Raw genomic sequence first — 17672 nt, 5'->3', positions numbered from 1 at the left:
TGAAAACATGTATTTTTGTATCAAACAACAGCTAAATGGTTTGACCAAAGAAGAATACTTGACTCTTCGAGAACTGTGCCATATTGCCAAGAACATGTACAACGTCGGATTGTACAATGTCAGACAATACTATTTTGAACACAAGGAATTTCTTAATTATGAGAAAAACGATCATCTTGCAAAAACTAACGAAAACTATAAGCTGTTAAACAGCAACATGGCACAGCAAATTTTAAAAAAGGTCAATGAAGCCTTTAAATCTTTCTTTGGTTTGATCAGTCTTGCCAAACAAGGAAAATATGACTACAAGGCTATCAGTATTCCAAAATATCTTAAAAAAGATGGCTTTCATTCACTGATCATTGGCCAGATTCGTATAGACGGCAACAAATTCACGATACCGTATTCTCGCCTATTTAAAAAGACTCACAAGCCTATCACGATAACGATTCCGCCTGTGTTGCTGGACAAAAAGATTAAGCAGATTGAAATCATTCCTAAGCATCATGCCAGGTTCTTTGAGATTCAGTACAAATATGAAATGCCTGAAGATCAAAGAGAATTAAACGACCAAAAAGCACTGGCCATTGATTTAGGATTAAACAATCTTGCCACTTGTGTCACATCAGACGGCAGATCATTCATCATTGATGGGCGGAGATTAAAAAGTATAAATCAATGGTTTAACAAAGAAAATGCCAGACTTCAAAGCATGAAAGATAAGCAAAAAATCAAAGGCACGACTCGTAAACAGGCTTTGCTTGCTATGAATCGCAATAATAAAGTGAATGATTATATCAACAAGACTTGCCGTTACATCATTAACTACTGTATTGAAAATCAAATTGGTAAACTTGTCATTGGCTATGCGGAAACATTACAACGCAATATTAATCTAGGAAAAAAGACAAATCAAAACTTTGTCAATATTCCTCTCGGTAACATAAAAGAAAAATTAGAATATCTTTGTGAATTTTACGGCATTGAATTCTTGAAACAGGAAGAATCATATACGTCTCAAGCCAGCTTTTTTGACGGCGATGAGATTCCTGAATATAATGCCGACAATCCAAAAGAATATAAGTTCAGCGGCAAACGTGTTAAGCGCGGCTTGTATCGAACAAAGTCTGGCAAACTAATTAATGCTGATGTCAATGGCGCATTAAACATCTTAAAGAAAAGTAAAGCTGTAGACCTGAGTGTCTTATGCTCTAGCGGCGAAGTGGACACGCCTCAAAGAATAAGGATTGCTTGAAGCAGTCAAACTTCTTTGGAAGCCCCCACTTCAAATTTTCGCTAGAAAATTAAGTGGGGGTAGTTCACACCGGATGATTATAGTGTTGGACAAATATAGCGATTTGCGTGAGGCCATCAACCGATATTTAGGGCCGATTATTGAGTATGACCGGAAATATAATGGAAAGCTGCTTGAAACGCTCAAAGTGTATCTGCAGTGCAACGGTTCGAAGCAAGAGGCGGCAAAACGGCTGTTTATCGTCCGGCAGACGTTGTACCACCGCATGGAAAAGCTAGAAAGATTCCTTGGGACTGATTTCATGGAAGCGGACAAGCGGTTGGCTCTCGAGTTGATGCTCAAAGCGTACGACTACTTGATGAGCGGCGGGGAGATGCATGGGCAACGGAGGGCCGCGCTTGGAGCCGAGTAAAGGCCATAGCCCTAGAGGGATGTGCGCAGTCCTAGCAGCGATTCGTCTCTAGTGGTTTAGGGTGAAAATGGTAGTCAAACTGTGGAACGGATGAAACGACTATTTTTACACTTTGTCTAATGAACCGTGGTGCGGGATGAGCGATAATGGCTGTAAAATAGAACGATTTCCAATGGAAGGGAGCCAAGCGGTGATGAGAACCGAACAAAGCCATCAACGATGGCTCGACAAAGACGACCGATACATTTGGCATTCGTTGAAGCCATACAATCCGAGTGCCACGGTTGTTGTAACCGAGGCAAAAGGGTGCTGGGTGACCGATGTCGCAGGAAACAACTATTTGGACGCGATGGCCGGGCTTTGGTGCGTCAACGTCGGGTACGGACGCGAGGAGCTGGCGGAAGCAGCGTACGAGCAGCTGAAAACGCTGGCATATTTCCCGCTCACGCAAAGCCACCTGCCGGCCATCGGGCTCGGGGAAAAACTCAACGAACTGTTAGGCGATGAGTATGTCATTTTCTTTTCCAACAGCGGGTCGGAAGCAAACGAAACGGCGTTTAAAATCGCCCGCCAATACCATCAGCAACGCGGGGAGCATCACCGGTACAAAATCATTTCCCGCTACCGGGCGTACCATGGGAATTCGATGGGGGCGCTCTCAGCGACCGGGCAGGCGCAACGGAAATACAAATACGAACCGCTCGCGCCAGGGTTCATCCACGTGCCGCCGCCGGATGTGTACCGCGACCCGGATGCGGCGGATGACCCGCGCCGGTTGCGGGCGGTCAAGGCCATTGATGATGTCATGACGTGGGAGTTGAGTGAAACGATTGCGGCCGTCATTATGGAGCCGATCATCACCGGGGGCGGTGTGCTCATTCCTCCGGACGGGTATATGAAAGCGGTCAAAGAAGTGTGTGAAAAACACGGCGCATTGCTCATTGTCGATGAAGTCATCTGCGGCTTCGGCCGGACGGGAGCGGCGTTCGGATTTCAACACTACGGCGTCAAGCCGGACATTATCACGATGGCGAAAGGCATTACGAGCGCGTATTTGCCGCTGGCGGCAATGGCGGTTCGGAAAGAGATTTACGAGGCGTTCAAAGGAACAGGCGAATACGACTATTTCCGCCATGTCAATACGTTTGGGGGCCATCCGGCTGCTTGTGCGGTGGCGCTGAAAAACATCGAGATTATGGAGGAGGAGCGTCTGTTTGACCGTTCGCGTGAAGCGGGCGAATGGCTGCTTTCGGCACTGAAAACGAAACTGGCCGACCATCCGTACGTCGGGGATGTGCGCGGCCAAGGGCTGCTTGTCGGCATTGAATTGGTCGCCGACCGAGCGACGAAAGAGCCTCTTGATGTGTCGCTTGTCAATCAAGTGATCCATCGATGCAAAGAAAACGGCCTCATCATCGGCAAAAACGGAACGACAGTCGCCGGGTACAACAACGTGCTCACCTTGTCGCCGCCGCTGTGCATCACGGATGATGAACTTTCGTTTGTGGTCCGCGTCTTGAGCGGGGCGCTAGCGGCCATTCAATAAGAAGAACAAACGCCAGCTTGGGTCGACAGGCTGGTGTTTTGTTTGCCTTCGTGCAGACATTCGGAAAAACATAGAAGCAGGCCGCTGTCGCTAGGGTTGGACGTTCTCCCGGTTTCGAGATGGGAGATTCTTAGACATCTGCCTTAGGGCAGGCTGCTGGATCATCGATTCCTGTGCGTTTGACGAAAGATCGATCATGAACACTGAATGGTCAGAACCGTTTTAACTCCATCCAAATACATACGTTAGTGGAATAGCTAAGTCCTCAAATTGTGCGGAATGCAGCGTGTCTTGTTGCCCGTAGGTGGCATGCCGTTGATAGGCTCCTTCGTGCAAATGGTATACATGAATCATTTTGTTAGCCGTATCGACGATCCAATATTCTGCAATGCCGTAGTGTTGGTACGTGTAAAATTTTTCGTTGTAATCTTTTAAAGCGGTTGAAGGTGACAAAACTTCAACAACTAGCGCAGGCGCCCCGTAACATCCTTTTTGGACAATCTGTTTTTTATTGCAAATCACGGCAATATCGGGTTGGACAATGTCATCAGGGGTTTCATACGTTTCATTTTTGCTAAGGAATACATCAAACGGCGCCATAAAGACGTAACAATGTTGGTTTTGGAAAAAATGGCGCAAAGCAAAATACAATTCTCCGACGGCAAATTGATGTTCCGAAGATGGAGCAGGTGTCATATTATAGGCTTTTCCATTTATCAGTTCCCAGCGACCTTCCCATGTTTTCCAGTCAGCGTACGTGTAAATTTTGTTCAAGTCAGGGGTATTGCCCACTGTTTCACCTTCTTTCATCTTAAAGATATGTTTGTTTACAGTTTAACATAAAGAAGTCAAGGAAGTGTAGGAAGGACTTTCATTAGACGTTTATTTATCACCCGCTTACGCTCACAAGCGGGAGTGAGGGTCTTCTTGGTTCAGGATGATAAAAAAGGAATCTGGCGTTTGTTTGTCGAATGACATGAGTGAAGAATGTATGGGGAAAGGGAGAGAATGATGTCCGCATTTCAAGCGTTTGTTGTCAACAAAACCGAAACAGAATTTACCGCCGGCGTGCAGACGATATCCATGGATGATTTGCCGGAAGGAGACGTCGTTGTCCGCGTCCATTATTCAAGCGTCAACTACAAAGATGGATTGGCGTCCATTCCGGACGGCAAAATTGTGAAAACGTATCCGTTCGTGCCGGGAATTGATTTGGCCGGGGTGGTTGTTTCGTCGCAACATCCGCGTTTTCGCGAAGGGGATGAGGTGATTGCGACCGGTTATGAAATCGGTGTGACGCATTTCGGGGGCTACAGCGAGTACGCCCGGCTGCACGGCGATTGGCTCGTGCCGCTGCCAAAAGGGTTGACGTTGAAAGAAGCGATGGCGATCGGCACGGCTGGGTTCACGGCGGCATTGTCCATTCACAGGCTTGAGGAGCATGGGTTGACGCCGGAACGCGGACCGGTGCTTGTCACGGGGGCGACGGGCGGCGTCGGGAGTCTGGCTGTGTCGATGCTCGCGAAGCGCGGCTATACGGTGGAAGCGAGCACAGGCAAAACGGCGGAGCACGACTATTTGCGCGCCCTCGGCGCCAAGGAAGTGTTGACGCGCGAAGACGTCACGGCTGAACGCATTCGTCCGCTGGATAAGCAGCGCTGGGCCGCGGCGGTCGACCCGGTCGGCGGCCGGACGCTGGCGACGGTGTTAAGCCGCATCCGCTACGGCGGAGCGGTGGCGGTGAGCGGACTGACCGGAGGGGCGGAAGTGCCGACGACGGTCCATCCGTTTATTTTGCGCGGTGTCAGCTTGCTTGGCATCGATTCTGTCTATTGTCCAATGGATGTGCGCCTCCGCATTTGGGAGCGGCTCGCTGGCGACTTAAAGCCGGATTTGGAGCGGATTGCTCAAGAGATTTCGCTCGCTGAATTGCCGCAAGCGCTTAAGCGCATTTTGCGCGGCGAACTGCGCGGCCGGATGGTGGTGCGGCTGGGATGACGTTTGGGACGCGATCTGATTGAAGCAGCACCAAAAGCCCGATGCTCTTCATACCCCTTTTTCAATTGTCCTTGATAGTAGCCCTCCCTGAAGGAAAAAGAGTGAAGGGGACGAACAGGCAAGTGTGCGGGAGAATATAAGAGAAAGACGCAGGAAAAAGCACCTGCGTCTTTTTTGTGATCTTGAACCCATTTCTCGACGTGAGCGCAGGTGGGGGAGCGTTCATCCCCGCAATTGATACCGCTCCAGCTCGGAGAAAAAGTCTTTCACAAACCGGTAGAATACTTTCACCGATGGGGCAAGCTCGTGATGATCGGAAATGATGATGCCGACGTTGCGCTTTACTTGCGGCATTTCAATCGGCACCTTGGCGGCGTAACGAAGCAAGCTTTCTGACAAGGCGCTTTCCGGCAGGAGAGTGACGCCGATGCCAGCGGAGACAAGCCCTTTAATGGCATCGAGATCTTCGCCTTCCGATGAAATGTTGGGCGAAAATCCGGCTTGGTGGCAAGCGTCAATAACGATTTGATGCAAAATGTATCCTTTTGGAAACGTTACAAATGGATCATGGCGCAGTTCGTTCAATACGATCCGGTCGCGGCGGGCGAGCGGGTGGCTGTTTGGCAAGAGGGCGGCAAACGGCTCGGAAAATAAAATTTCTCCCTTAATGCCGATTTCGCGCGCCGGAATCGGTCCAAGAAACGCCAAATCAATTTCCCTCTTTTTCACCGCTTCAATCAAATAATGGTACGATCCTTGACGAAGATGGAACGAGACGTTCGGGTGCTCGCCTTTGAAAGCGGAAATGACCATCGGCATCATATGGCTGGCGAGGCTTGTCGGGAAGCCGATTTTAATCGTCCCGCGTTCCGGGTCCAAATATTCCTCAATTTGTTGCTTTGCATCGTCGACCGCTTTTAGCACCGCTTCCGCGTGCGGCAAAAAGTGGCGTCCGATCGGGGTGAGCTTCACGTTCCGCCCTTCGCGTTCAAAGAGCTGGACGCCAAGCTCCGCTTCGAGGTTGGCAATTTGCCGGCTGATCGCCGACTGGGCGACGTGAAGCGCATCGGCCGCTTCAGACACGTGTTCGCGCTTGGCGACTTCAACGAAATATTGCAGCTGTCGTAATTCCATTTTTCCACCCCTTTCCCTTTTATCGAAAAATGAGATTGATTTCATCTAAATTATATATTGTTTATATTAATTTTGAAAACTACAATAAATATTACAGACAATTCGGAACGGGAGGGGAAGGCAGCATGAAACACTACGGATTACCGAAAGCACAAGGGCTGTATCGCCCGGAATTTGAACATGATGCATGCGGGATCGGGTTTTATGCTCATTTAAAAGGAAAACCGTCACATGACATTATTGAAAAAGCGCTCCATATGCTTCGCCAGCTTGAACACCGGGGCGGCCAAGGCAGCGATCCGGAAACGGGCGACGGTGCGGGCATTATGATGCAAATTCCGCACGAGTATTTTCAAGCGGTGTGCGGCGAAATGAACTTGCCGGCAAAAGGTCGCTACGGGGTCGGGATGTTCTTTTTGCCGGAAAATGAAGAGAAACGGGCGCATTATGAAGCAAAAGTAAATGAAATCATCGCCCGGGAAGGACAGCAGCTGCTCGGCTGGAGGACGGTGCCGGTTGACGACAACAAACTTGGCAAACTGGCGCGGCAAAGCAAACCGTTCATTCGCCAAGTGTTTGTTGCTGCGAGCGACGACATTACCGAAGAACTGGCATTTGAACGGAAATTGTATGTCATTCGCAAACAGTTTGAAAAGTGCGTGGAAAACAATGAGTGCTATGTGGCGAGCTTCTCGAGCCGGACGATCGTGTATAAGGGGCTTTTGACGCCGGAACAAATTGATGCGTTTTATTTGGATTTGCAGGATGAACGGTTCCGCTCGGCGTTCGCCCTTGTGCACTCGCGTTTCAGCACGAACACGTTCCCAAGCTGGGAGCGGGCTCATCCGAACCGTTATTTGATCCATAACGGCGAGATCAACACGCTCCGCGGCAACGTCAACTGGATGGCGGCGCGCGAGAAACAATTTGTCTCGGAAGCGTTCGGCGCCGATTTGGAAAAGGTGACGCCGATTTTAGATACAAACGGAAGCGATTCGTCAATTTTGGACAATGCGTTTGAATTTTTCGTTCTTGCTGGCCGGAAGCCGGCCCATGTGGCGATGATGCTCATTCCGGAACCGTGGTTTTGGGATGAACAAATGGATGACGCGAAAAAGGCGTTTTACGAGTATCATAGCTGTTTGATGGAGCCGTGGGACGGCCCGACGGCGATTTCGTTCACCGACGGCAGGCAAATCGGCGCCATTTTGGACCGGAACGGCTTGCGTCCGGCCCGCTATTACGTGACGAAAGACGACTACATTATTTTCTCGTCCGAAGTCGGCGTCATCGATGTCGACCCGAACAACATTTTATATAAAGAACGGCTGAGCCCGGGGAAAATGTTGCTTGTTGATTTGGAGCAAGGGCGGATCATTTCTGATCAGGAAATTAAGGAAGAAATGGCGAGCCAACAGCCGTACCGTCAATGGATTGACGAGCAAATGGTGACGCTTGGCGACTTCAACGTTCCGGAAACGGTTGAAGCGCCGAAATCGCTCATTAAGTTGCAAAAAGCGTTCGGCTACACGTTCGAAGATGTCGAAAAAATGATTTTGCCGATGGCGACGGAAGGGAAAGACCCGACGGGTGCGATGGGCATGGACGCTCCGCTGGCGGTGCTGTCGGAACGGCCGCAAAGCTTGTTTAACTACTTCAAGCAGCTGTTTGCCCAAGTCACGAACCCGCCGATTGACGCAATTCGCGAGTATGTCGTCACGTCAACGATGACGCTGCTCGGCAAAGAAGGGAATATTTTGCATCCGGACGCCAAGGCAGCGCGGCGCATTCGCCTTGAGACGCCGCTATTGACAAACGAGGAACTGGCAGCTCTGAAAGCCAATCCGTATCCAGAGTTTTCGTGCGCGGTGCTGCCGACGCTGTTTACGGATGACTTGAAACGAGCGCTTGACGAGCTGTTCGCCAAAGCGGATGAGGCGGTTGAAAGCGGCGCGACGCTTCTCGTTCTGTCCGACCGCGGCGTTGATGAAACACATGTGGCGATTCCAGTGTTGCTTGCGGTAAGTGGGCTTCACCAGCACCTCGTCCGGAACGGGACACGGACGAACGTCAGCCTGCTTGTTGAAAGCGGCGAAGCGCGTGAAGTGCACCATTTTGCGGCGCTGATCGGCTACGGCGCGGATGCCATCAACCCGTATTTGGCGCTCGAGACGATCCGTCAGGCAGCGGAAAACGGTACGATCGCCTTGTCGTACCGTGAAGCGGTGAAGGCGTATATGAAAGCGGCAGTCGACGGCGTTGTCAAAGTGATGTCGAAAATGGGGATTTCGACCGTGCAAAGCTACCGCGGCGCCCAAATTTTTGAAGCGGTCGGCATCAGCAACGAGGTCATCGATGAATACTTCACTGGCACAGCGTCGCAAATTAGCGGCATCGGGCTCGGCGAAATTGCGCAGGAAGCGAAAATGCGCCATGAAGCAGCATTTGGCGCCCGTCACGAAGACGATGTGTTAGATACCGGCAGCGAGCTGCAATGGCGGCGCAACGGCGAACACCATGCGTTCAACCCGCAGACGATCCATTTGTTGCAATGGGCGTGCCGGAAAAATGATTACAATCTTTATAAGCAATATTCGAAACTGGCCAATGAAGAACAGTTGACGTTCTTGCGCAACTTGTTCGACTTCGATCCGAACCGGACGCCGGTGCCGATTGACGAAGTCGAGCCGGTCGAGTCGATCGTCCGCCGCTTCAAAACCGGAGCGATGTCGTTTGGCTCGATCAGCCAAGAGGCGCATGAGGCGTTGGCGATTGCCATGAACCGGATCGGCGGGAAAAGCAACAGCGGTGAAGGCGGGGAAGACCCGGCTCGCTATGTGAAGGACGAAAACGGCGACTGGCGCCGCAGCGCGATCAAGCAAGTCGCTTCCGGGCGTTTTGGCGTGAAAAGTCATTATTTAGTCAACGCCGACGAATTGCAAATTAAAATGGCCCAAGGGGCAAAACCAGGCGAGGGCGGACAGCTTCCGGCCAACAAAGTGTACCCATGGGTCGGCAAAGTGCGTGGCTCGACGCCGGGGGTGGAGCTCATTTCTCCGCCGCCGCACCATGACATTTACTCGATCGAAGATTTGGCCCAGTTGATTTATGATTTGAAAAATGCGAACAAAGACGCACGCATTAGCGTCAAGCTCGTGGCGAAAGCGGGCGTTGGCACGATCGCTGCCGGGGTAGCGAAAGGAAACGCCGATGTCATCGTCATCAGCGGTTATGACGGCGGCACGGGCGCTTCGCCGAAAACGAGCATTAAACATGCCGGCCTGCCGTGGGAGCTTGGTTTGGCGGAAACGCACCAAACGCTGATGCTCAACGGCTTGCGCGACCGTGTCGTCCTAGAAACGGACGGCAAACTCATGACCGGCCGTGACGTTGTGATGGCTGCGCTGTTTGGGGCCGAAGAATTCGGGTTTGCGACGGCACCGCTCGTCGTTTTAGGCTGTGTCATGATGCGCGTCTGCCATTTGGATACGTGTCCAGTCGGCGTGGCGACACAAAATCCGGAATTGCGCAAGAAGTTTGCGGGTGAGCCGGAACATGTTGTCAACTTCATGTACTTTGTCGCCCAAGAAGTGCGTGAAATTATGGCTGAGCTCGGCTTCCGCACGATCGATGAAATGGTCGGCCGCGTCGATATTCTGAAAGTGAGCGAGCGGGCGAAAGCGCACTGGAAAGCGAAACATCTCGACTTGTCCCGCCTGCTGCACCAAGTCGATGGCCCGCGCACTTGCGGCAAAGGACAAAACCATCGTTTGGAAACGACGCTTGACTATACAGAAATTTTGCCGGCGGTGCAGCCAGCGCTTGAGCGGCAAGAGCCGGTTGAACTCGAACTCGCGATCCGTAACGTTCACCGCACGGTTGGGGCGATGACCGGCAGCGAAATTTCGAAGCGCTACGGCGAGGAAGGGCTGCCGGAAGATACGATCCGCCTCCGTTTTGTCGGATCAGCCGGGCAAAGCTTTGCGGCGTTTGCGCCGAAAGGAATGACACTCGAGCTTGTCGGTGACGCGAACGACTACGTCGGCAAAGGGCTCTCGGGCGGAAAGGTGATCGTCCGTCCGCCGCTTGAGGCGTCGTTTGCGTCGGCAGACAACGTCATTATCGGCAACGTTGCCTTCTACGGAGCGACGAGCGGCGAGGCGTACATTCGCGGCCGCGCCGGCGAGCGGTTTGCGGTGCGCAACAGCGGTGTCCATGCCGTTGTCGAAGGCGTCGGCGACCACGGCTGTGAGTATATGACCGGCGGCCGTGTGGTCATTCTCGGCTCGGTCGGCAAAAACTTTGCCGCCGGCATGTCGGGGGGCATCGCCTACGTTCTCGCTGATGAAGACAGCTGGCAACAAACAGCCAACCGAGAGCTCGTCGCGTTTGAACAGCTCGAAGACGAGCAAGAAATGCTGGCAGTGCGTCGGATGATCGAAAACCATTACCGCTATACGGGAAGCCAGCGGGCGGCGTTAGTGCTTGACGAGTGGGACGTCTATGTAAAGCGGTTTGTCAAAGTGATTCCGCGCAACTACAAACTGATGGTTGAAACGATTCAAATGCTTGAACAGTCCGGGCTTTCGTATGAAGAAGCTGCCATGGCGGCGTTTGAAACGGTGGCGAAACGGAAAAAAGCGGCTGCCGCCAGCGCCCATGTGCTGCAAGTGGCCGCAAAATAAGGCCACCCTTTTGGGCGGCTGCAACATGGCGACGCCTTGGCCCCGCGGCCCGCGCGGGGCTCGCTTTTTGACTGGCTAAACAGGCGGGAAGGCCGCATGAGAGAAGAGAGGACGTGTACGGAAAGAAGGAGGGGAACCATCGTGGGAAAAACAACAGGATTTATGGAATATGCTCGCGAGGAAGAGAAAAAGCGTGACCCGCTTTCCCGTCTTGACGATTGGAAAGAATATGCACAGCCGTTTTCCGAGGAGGTGCTGGCGCGCCAAGGGGCTCGCTGTATGGATTGCGGCACGCCGTTTTGTCATATGGGATTGGAGCTGAACGGCCTCACCTCCGGTTGCCCGGTGCACAACTTAATTCCGGAATGGAATGATTTAGTGTACCGCGGCCGTTGGAAAGAAGCGCTTGATCGGCTTTTGAAAACGAACAACTTCCCGGAATTTACAGGCCGCGTCTGTCCGGCACCGTGTGAAGGCTCGTGTACGGTGGCGATTTCCGATCCGGCAGTGGCGATTAAAGGGATCGAACGGGCCATCATTGATAAAGGGTTTGCCGAAGGATGGGTGAAACCGCGTATCCCGAAAGCGCGCACCGGGAAAAAAGTGGCCATCGTCGGCTCCGGTCCGGCTGGGCTCGCCTGTGCCGATCAGCTCAACCAAGCCGGCCATTCGGTGACGGTGTACGAGCGGGCCGATCGCATCGGCGGTTTGTTGATGTACGGCATTCCGAATATGAAATTGGAAAAAGAAATCGTCGAACGTCGCGTCCGTTTGCTTGAGGAAGAAGGTGTTACGTTTATTACGAACACGGAAGTCGGCAAGGACATCACGGCCGACGAGCTGCGTGCTGAGTATGATGCGGTTGTTTTATGCGTCGGAGCGCAAAAGCAGCGCGACTTGGTTATTGAGGGGCGGGAGCTTGAGGGCGTCCATTTTGCCATGGATTATTTAACCGGGGTGACGAAAAGTTTGCTCGATTCGAATTTTGCCGATGGACAGTTTATTGATGCCAAAGATAAACATGTCATCGTCATCGGCGGCGGCGATACGGGGGCTGACTGTGTAGCGACCGCGCTGCGGCAAGGCTGTAAAAGCGTTGTCCAGTTTGGCAAACATCCGGCTCTTCCGGACAAGCGTCTAGACAGCAATCCGTGGCCGCAATACCCGCTCGTCTTTACGCTTGATTATGCATACGAAGAAGCGAAAGCAAAGTTCGGCGCGGATCCGCGTCAATATTGCATCCAGACGAAAAAAATCGTTGGCGATGAGTATGGCCGGGTGAAAGAACTGCATACGATCCAAATGGAAAAAACCGTCGATGAAAACGGCAAAGCCATCTTTCACGAAATTCCGGGGACAGAACAAGTGTGGCCGTGCGACCTTGTTTTCATCGCCATTGGCTTCGAAGGGCCTGAGCAGCCGGTGTTGAAGCAGTTCGGCGTGGAAACAGTCAACAATAAGGTGAAGGCTCCGTACGGCAAATATACGACAAACATTGAAGGCGTGTTTGCGGCCGGCGACGCCCGCCGCGGCCAAAGCCTGATCGTTTGGGCGATCCACGAGGGCCGGGGGGCGGCCCGTGAAGTGGACCGGTTCCTGATGGGAGAGACGAAGCTGCCGTCGTAATGGTGGATTCCTCCTTAAAAAGCGCTGCTTTTTAAGGAGGATTTTTTATTGGTTTGCAAAAATAAGTAAAGGAAGAACAAAGGAGGAGGAATCAGAGTGAATCGACCATTATGGATGATAGCGGCTGCCGGTGCGGTCCTTTTTTTGTTTGTTTGGGTAAGCGTGGCGGCCGGGCTGACAAAGGCGGCTGACGAAGGCGGGCTGCAGTTGTTTGCTTCATGGCAATGGCTCGATCCGTTTACGTTTCTCGGCAATGGGAAAACCATTGGCATCGTTCGTGTGATGCTCGTCATCAGCTTATGGTTTTTCCGCCGCGATGTATATGGGATGCTGCTTGTCGTTGTTGCCGTTGGCGGAGGGTATGGCATCAATGAATGGATCAAGCACGCTGTCGGGCGGGAACGTCCCCCGTATGCTGGGGTCGAAGGGTTCAGCTTTCCGAGCGGTCATGCGATGATTGGGACGATTTACTTGCTGCTTTTGGCGTATTTTTTGGCGCAAACGCGCACAAAGCGAGGAGAGCGGGCGGCCATTTACAGCGTGTTTGCAGTGCTGGCTCTCTTCACCGGCTTGAGTCGGTTAAGCTTGCAAGTGCATTATCCGTCCGATGTGCTCGGCGGGTTTGTGCTTGGGACTGCTTATTTATCCGCTTGCCTCGCCCTTTACCGCATAATGCTCCGGCGGCTTGAGCGTCCGTAGCCTGCAGGCGAGAAACAGGGCGGGCATCCGCCGTTTTTTAGTTGGAAAGACGGCTGATGATTGGAACATAATCGTTTTCTGCTGGCATTCTAGATCATCTTTTGTTGCATACGAATAAAAAAAGAACATACAAAGGGGAGAGGCGAGTGGTTACCCGTATTGTGAAGACGGGGTACATGTTGGCGCTTTTATGCATGATTGCCGGTATTGTTTACTTTTTTGCGGCCAATTGGCCGGAGATGGGGAGGGAAGCGAAAGCGGGAACGAGCATCGGAGTGATGGCGGTGTTTTATGGGACCGCCGCAGCATTGGCAGGGCGTCATCATTTTGTAAGGCGATGGCTGTTTATTGGCGGAGTGTTGTCATTTGGCATCTCCTTGGCATTGCTTGGGCAAATTTACAATTCCCACGCTGACAGCTATTGGCTGTTTCTCGTTTGGCTTGTGCCGACGGCGTTGCTGGCGCGGCTGACGAAAGATCCCGCGCTTTCGGTCATCGCTGTCGTGCTGCTGCAACTCACCTGCTGGTTTTATTACTTTCCTTCCGCTTACCATATCGAGTGGGCGGAATGGGCGTCGTTTGGCCGGCTGTTGTTGTTTGCGGCTGTGAACGGTGCGATCTTTGGCCTCAGCCGTTCCCCGTGGGCAGCTCATCTCGCTTACGCAGCCATGCACGGTTGGCTGCTCGTGATCAGTGTAACTGGTTTTTCGTATGAGCGTGATGTCTGGTGGCCATACGTGTATGCAGCGCTGTTTGCCGGGTTGCTATATTACTTTTTCGCAGTCACAAAGCAACGGTCATATGCGTTGCTGACAAGTTTATTTGCCGGCTTGTTTTTGTTGATTCAATATATTCGTCTCCTTGTTGATCATTTTGAAACATGGATGCTTTTCATTGGGCTTGCAGCGGCAGGGGTGATTCTGTATGGTGGGATCATGCTTCTGCGGCGGACGGGGGTGTTTTCGGCGGGGACGCGGACTGGGACATGGGCTTTGACAGCGTTTCAAGCGGTGATTACGCTTGCGGCCTCGGCATTGGCGACGGCGAGTTTGCTCGGCTTGTATCTCCTTTGGGCAGAGTCATGGTCGCCGTACGTGCTCTTTTTCGCCGCGGTCTTCGGATTCGTCCTTCCTGCCTGGCTTGGCCGGCGGTGGAACGCCGTTGTCCGCTATACGCTGCTCGCAGTCGGTTACGGGCTCGGGTTAACGGTAGCCTGGGAACTATCGGCGGCTGTGCTGTTTCTTTATGCGGCCGTGTTGGCGATCGGACTGGTCCGCTCCGCCGATCGCGGGGTGCACCGGCTGACGACGGTGGCGTTGACGCTTTACTTGTCGGCGGCGCTCGATCCGGCTGTTGAAGATGGACGGTTTGTGCTGCTGGCGCTTGCTGCGTTGAACGGCGGTTTGTACGCATACGGCCGATGGAGCGGGAGGACAGCTCTCACCCCGCTCGTACTGGCGCTAGGTGCGCTCGGGATTGCGACAAGCGTTGATGTGTTCGCCGCCGACGGGATGTATATAGCTGCCAATCTTGCTATGGTGGCCGCTCTCGCGTTTTTCTTATTTCAACGGCGGCGCCGGGAGCGAAAGATTGCCTGGGGATATTTAGGGCTATATTTCGTGCTGAAATATTATGAACTCGCATGGAATTTGCTTCATAAATCGGTCAGTTTGCTGGCTGCTGGGGTTATGCTGCTTGCTTGGGCCGTCTGGTTGGAAAAACGGAATCGGCTCACGTTATCGGAAGGAGTGCGCTGGCGCCGGGGCGTTTCATTTTTTGTTCTGCTTGTTGTCGCCGTTCAATTTGTTTTTGTAGGGTATACGATATGGCAAAAGGAGCGCTTGTTGCGGTATGGTGATGTGGTAAAGTTGGAACTTGAGCCGGTGGATCCGCGTTCGGTGCTGCAAGGGGACTATATTCAGCTTCGCTATGACATTTCTACGATTCGGTCGTTGGATGGAAGCGGCAAGGTGAAAGTTGCGCTGCGAAAGGGACCGGATGGGGTGCATCGCTTTGCTGGGGTGTACGCCGTGAATGGAGAAAAATGGCCCGGATTTACGCGGCAACAAGGGGATATTTTGATTAACGGCACTTTTTATGGTACGCAAGTCGTATACGGGATTGAGTCGTATTTCGTGCCGGAAAAAACGGGAATAAAGCGGCAGGAAGACGCCCGTTTCGCTTATGTGCGCGTCAGTCAACATGGCGATGCGCTGCTTGAGGCGATTAGCACAAAATAGGCCCGCAGGAGGCAGCGGGCTTGTTTTTTTGCATCTGATTCATAGTTTTCGTTGTTCGCTGATGAGAATGACGGGCTTCTTTTTGGCGTCAAGCCGTTTGATGACGAGTAAGAGATCTTTTTCGGCCATCGCGATGCAGCCGAGCGTATAACCGGAAGGGCGCGGCCAGATGTGCAGAAAGATGGCGCTTCCTTTCCCTTTCACGATCGGGTTGTCGTTGTAGCGGACGACAACGGCATATTTATAAAGCGGGTGGGTGAGGCGTTCAAACGATTTCCAGCGCCGATGCGGGTTGCCGCGGTAATAGATCCAGCGGTTGTAGTCTTTGGATGTCGGATCGTCGACCCAATAATCGACAGAACTGTGCGTCGGATGTCAAGATCGAGGAGCCGGGGGGAGGTTACTCCCACGCGTAACGCTCGAGCACACGGTCGACCGAGCCGCCATACACTTCGCCAAACAGGTTCAAGTGTACAAGTAAATAAAACAGCTGGTAAATCGGCTTTCGGTCATGATAATCAGCTGAGAGCGGCATCAGCTCTTGATAGCTCGCATAAAATCGGGCCGGAAAACTGCCAAACAGTTCGGTAAACGCGATTTCAAATTCGTAATGGCCATAAACAACGGACGGGTCGATCACATACGGGACGCCGTCGGGGCCAGGGAGCCAGTTGCCGCTCCATAAGTCGCCGTGCAACAGCGACGGAAAACAATCGTTTGGAATCCAGCGGTCAAGCCGCTCGAGCAGCCGCTCAAGCCGCCGTTGCCGCTCGGCGGGCAGGAGGCCGTTTGCCACTGCCCGTCTCATTTGCGGCACAAGGCGGGCATCGCGGTAATAGTCGAGCCAGCGGCCGTACCAGCCGTTTCGCTGCGGCAGCGTCCCAATATATGTATCTCGATCGAGTCCAAATGCCGGGCCGCGGCATTGATGGAGGCGGGCGAGATCGTGCCCGAGCTGTTCAGCCGTCTGCGCCGTTTCCGTTCCTTCGATCCACTCGAGGACAAGCCAACCGCATCCGTCCGCCTCTCCCGTGCCGAAGACGTTTGGAACACGGATCGCCTTCGCCTGCTTGATCAAGTTCAATCCTGCCTGTTCGGCGGTGAAAAAGCCGGCTGGTGGGAAGGGTTGCATTTTGATGAAATACGTTTGCTTGCCGCTTTGGACGCGGTAGGCGTCATTGATGTCGCCGCCTGATACTCGGCGCCAATGGCGGATTCGTGAATCATCGCCGATCGAGCGAAGCGCCTCTTGCAGCATCGCTTCCCGGTTCATTGTGCTCCCCCCGTCAGCTGTTCATCAAGTTCTTTCAGCACTTCGCCAATTTTTCGTTGATGGATGACGGCATCAGCAAGATCATCGAGTTCCGTCGGCTCCCAATTAATGATGACGAATTTGGCGCCATTTCGCTTGGCGACAAGCGGCAGCTGATTCGCCGGCGATACTTGCAAGGATGAGCCGAGCACAAGGAACAAGTCCGCCTGGCGGGCCGCCTCCCATGCTTGGGTGATGGCTCTTTCAGGCAGCGGTTCGCCAAACAGCACGACCGATGGGCGTAAAACACCACCGCATTCACACGCCAATACACCGCGCAAATAGACGCGGCTCGGCTGTTTCTGCCCGCACTGTTGGCAATGGACGGTGCGCAGTGAGCCATGCAGTTCGATGACGCGTCGGCTGCCGGCTTGTTGGTGAAAACCATCGACGTTTTGGGTTATCATTGTCTGCACCATTCCACGCCGCTCCCAGTCAGCCAGCAGGCGATGTCCATCATGCAGCTGGCATTGTTGCAAGGTGCGGATGCGATATTGGTAAAACTCCACAAACGACTCGCGGCGGTGGTATAAAGCCTCTACGGTGGCCAGTTCGCTCGGATTGAAGCGCGCCCACAGCCCGGTGCGCGGCGAGCGGAAATCCGGCAGTCCGCTTTCGGTCGACATGCCGGCGCCAGTGAGCACCACCGTCCGGCGCGAGTGGGCGAGCCAGGAGGCAATGGTCACTGTTTTTCCTCCTTTCCCTTTTTCTCTCCCCATTTCACAGTTCAATGGGTCATTCATATATGTTCGACAATCATTTTGC

12 protein-coding genes and 1 pseudogene are annotated in these 17672 nt (G+C 52.9%); 8 read left to right on the top strand and 5 right to left on the bottom strand.

Annotation, left to right across the window (positions count from 1 at the left end):
• Positions 1 to 7 precede the first annotated feature (7 nt).
• From GS3922_RS09490 to GS3922_RS09480, 3 genes and pseudogenes are all read left to right on the top strand, one after another.
• Positions 8 to 1255 carry an RNA-guided endonuclease InsQ/TnpB family protein gene (locus GS3922_RS09490; RefSeq protein WP_063166152.1) on the top strand — a complete coding sequence of 416 codons (1248 nt, stop codon included), beginning with the start codon at positions 8 to 10 and terminating at the stop codon, positions 1253 to 1255.
• A 91-nt stretch (positions 1256 to 1346) separates the two neighbouring features.
• Positions 1347 to 1667, top strand: a pseudogene (locus GS3922_RS09485) (helix-turn-helix domain-containing protein); the annotation flags it as partial.
• Positions 1668 to 1860: 193 nt separating this feature from the next.
• Positions 1861 to 3213: an aspartate aminotransferase family protein gene (locus GS3922_RS09480; protein WP_063166150.1), complete on the top strand. Its 1353-nt coding sequence runs from the start codon at positions 1861 to 1863 to the stop codon at positions 3211 to 3213.
• Between the two features lie 222 nt (positions 3214 to 3435).
• On the opposite strand, the gene GS3922_RS09475 is transcribed toward GS3922_RS09480, so the two are convergent.
• The gene (locus tag GS3922_RS09475; protein ID WP_033011094.1) at positions 3436 to 4023 is read right to left on the bottom strand and encodes a Uma2 family endonuclease; all 588 of its coding nucleotides are present in this window, start codon (positions 4021 to 4023) and stop codon (positions 3436 to 3438) included.
• A 201-nt stretch (positions 4024 to 4224) separates the two neighbouring features.
• Between GS3922_RS09475 and GS3922_RS09470 the strand changes: the two genes are divergently transcribed.
• Positions 4225 to 5211 (top strand): NADPH:quinone oxidoreductase family protein, encoded by a 987-nt coding sequence (locus tag GS3922_RS09470; protein WP_063166149.1) that lies wholly within the window; start codon positions 4225 to 4227, stop codon positions 5209 to 5211.
• A gap of 222 nt (positions 5212 to 5433) precedes the next feature.
• Here GS3922_RS09470 and GS3922_RS09465 read toward each other — a convergent pair whose 3' ends face one another.
• A complete protein-coding gene (locus GS3922_RS09465) occupies positions 5434 to 6345 on the bottom strand; it encodes a glutamate biosynthesis transcriptional regulator GltC (protein ID WP_063166148.1) in 912 nt (303 codons plus the stop codon).
• A 125-nt stretch (positions 6346 to 6470) separates the two neighbouring features.
• Between GS3922_RS09465 and gltB the strand changes: the two genes are divergently transcribed.
• The 4 genes from gltB (at position 6471) to GS3922_RS09445 (ending at position 15595) form a co-directional block, all read left to right on the top strand.
• Positions 6471 to 11030, top strand: coding sequence for a glutamate synthase large subunit (gene gltB / locus GS3922_RS09460; protein WP_063166147.1), 4560 nt, complete (start codon positions 6471 to 6473; stop codon positions 11028 to 11030).
• Between the two features lie 141 nt (positions 11031 to 11171).
• On the top strand, positions 11172 to 12656 hold the full coding sequence (locus GS3922_RS09455; RefSeq protein WP_063166146.1) for a glutamate synthase subunit beta: 1485 nt from the start codon (positions 11172 to 11174) through the stop codon (positions 12654 to 12656).
• A gap of 114 nt (positions 12657 to 12770) precedes the next feature.
• Positions 12771 to 13355 (top strand): phosphatase PAP2 family protein, encoded by a 585-nt coding sequence (locus GS3922_RS09450; RefSeq protein ID WP_063166145.1) that lies wholly within the window; start codon positions 12771 to 12773, stop codon positions 13353 to 13355.
• 146 nt (positions 13356 to 13501) lie between these two features.
• Positions 13502 to 15595 carry a GDYXXLXY domain-containing protein gene (locus GS3922_RS09445; protein WP_089134999.1) on the top strand — a complete coding sequence of 698 codons (2094 nt, stop codon included), beginning with the start codon at positions 13502 to 13504 and terminating at the stop codon, positions 15593 to 15595.
• A 39-nt stretch (positions 15596 to 15634) separates the two neighbouring features.
• Here GS3922_RS09445 and GS3922_RS09440 read toward each other — a convergent pair whose 3' ends face one another.
• The 3 genes from GS3922_RS09440 to GS3922_RS09430 all read right to left on the bottom strand — a co-directional run bounded on the left by GS3922_RS09440 (position 15635) and on the right by GS3922_RS09430 (position 17593).
• Positions 15635 to 15904, bottom strand: coding sequence for a L,D-transpeptidase family protein (locus tag GS3922_RS09440; protein ID WP_225995658.1), 270 nt, complete (start codon positions 15902 to 15904; stop codon positions 15635 to 15637).
• Between the two features lie 91 nt (positions 15905 to 15995).
• Positions 15996 to 16868 carry a fructosamine kinase family protein gene (locus tag GS3922_RS09435; RefSeq protein WP_063166144.1) on the bottom strand — a complete coding sequence of 291 codons (873 nt, stop codon included), beginning with the start codon at positions 16866 to 16868 and terminating at the stop codon, positions 15996 to 15998.
• A complete protein-coding gene (locus GS3922_RS09430) occupies positions 16865 to 17593 on the bottom strand; it encodes an NAD-dependent deacylase (protein WP_063166143.1) in 729 nt (242 codons plus the stop codon). The genes GS3922_RS09435 and GS3922_RS09430 overlap by 4 nt, the downstream gene beginning before the upstream one ends.
• Positions 17594 to 17672 lie beyond the last annotated feature (79 nt).

The organism is Geobacillus subterraneus, assembly GCF_001618685.1.
Classification (GTDB): Bacteria; Bacillota; Bacilli; order Bacillales; family Anoxybacillaceae; genus Geobacillus; species Geobacillus subterraneus.
The sequence above is the reverse complement of the archived record's forward strand: the minus strand, read 5'-3'. Positions and strand labels throughout refer to the sequence as shown.

What these genes read in the sequence shown, in the direction of transcription:
- GS3922_RS09490 (WP_063166152.1), top strand. Translation starts at nt 8, where the DNA reads ATGTATTTTTGTATCAAACAACAGCTAAATGGTTTGACCAAAGAAGAA.
- GS3922_RS09480 (WP_063166150.1), top strand. Translation starts at nt 1,861, where the DNA reads ATGAGAACCGAACAAAGCCATCAACGATGGCTCGACAAAGACGACCGA.
- GS3922_RS09475 (WP_033011094.1), bottom strand. Translation starts at nt 4,023, where the DNA reads ATGAAAGAAGGTGAAACAGTGGGCAATACCCCTGACTTGAACAAAATT.
- GS3922_RS09470 (WP_063166149.1), top strand. Translation starts at nt 4,225, where the DNA reads ATGTCCGCATTTCAAGCGTTTGTTGTCAACAAAACCGAAACAGAATTT.
- GS3922_RS09465 (WP_063166148.1), bottom strand. Translation starts at nt 6,345, where the DNA reads ATGGAATTACGACAGCTGCAATATTTCGTTGAAGTCGCCAAGCGCGAA.
- gltB (WP_063166147.1), top strand. Translation starts at nt 6,471, where the DNA reads ATGAAACACTACGGATTACCGAAAGCACAAGGGCTGTATCGCCCGGAA.
- GS3922_RS09450 (WP_063166145.1), top strand. Translation starts at nt 12,771, where the DNA reads ATGATAGCGGCTGCCGGTGCGGTCCTTTTTTTGTTTGTTTGGGTAAGC.
- GS3922_RS09435 (WP_063166144.1), bottom strand. Translation starts at nt 16,868, where the DNA reads ATGAACCGGGAAGCGATGCTGCAAGAGGCGCTTCGCTCGATCGGCGAT.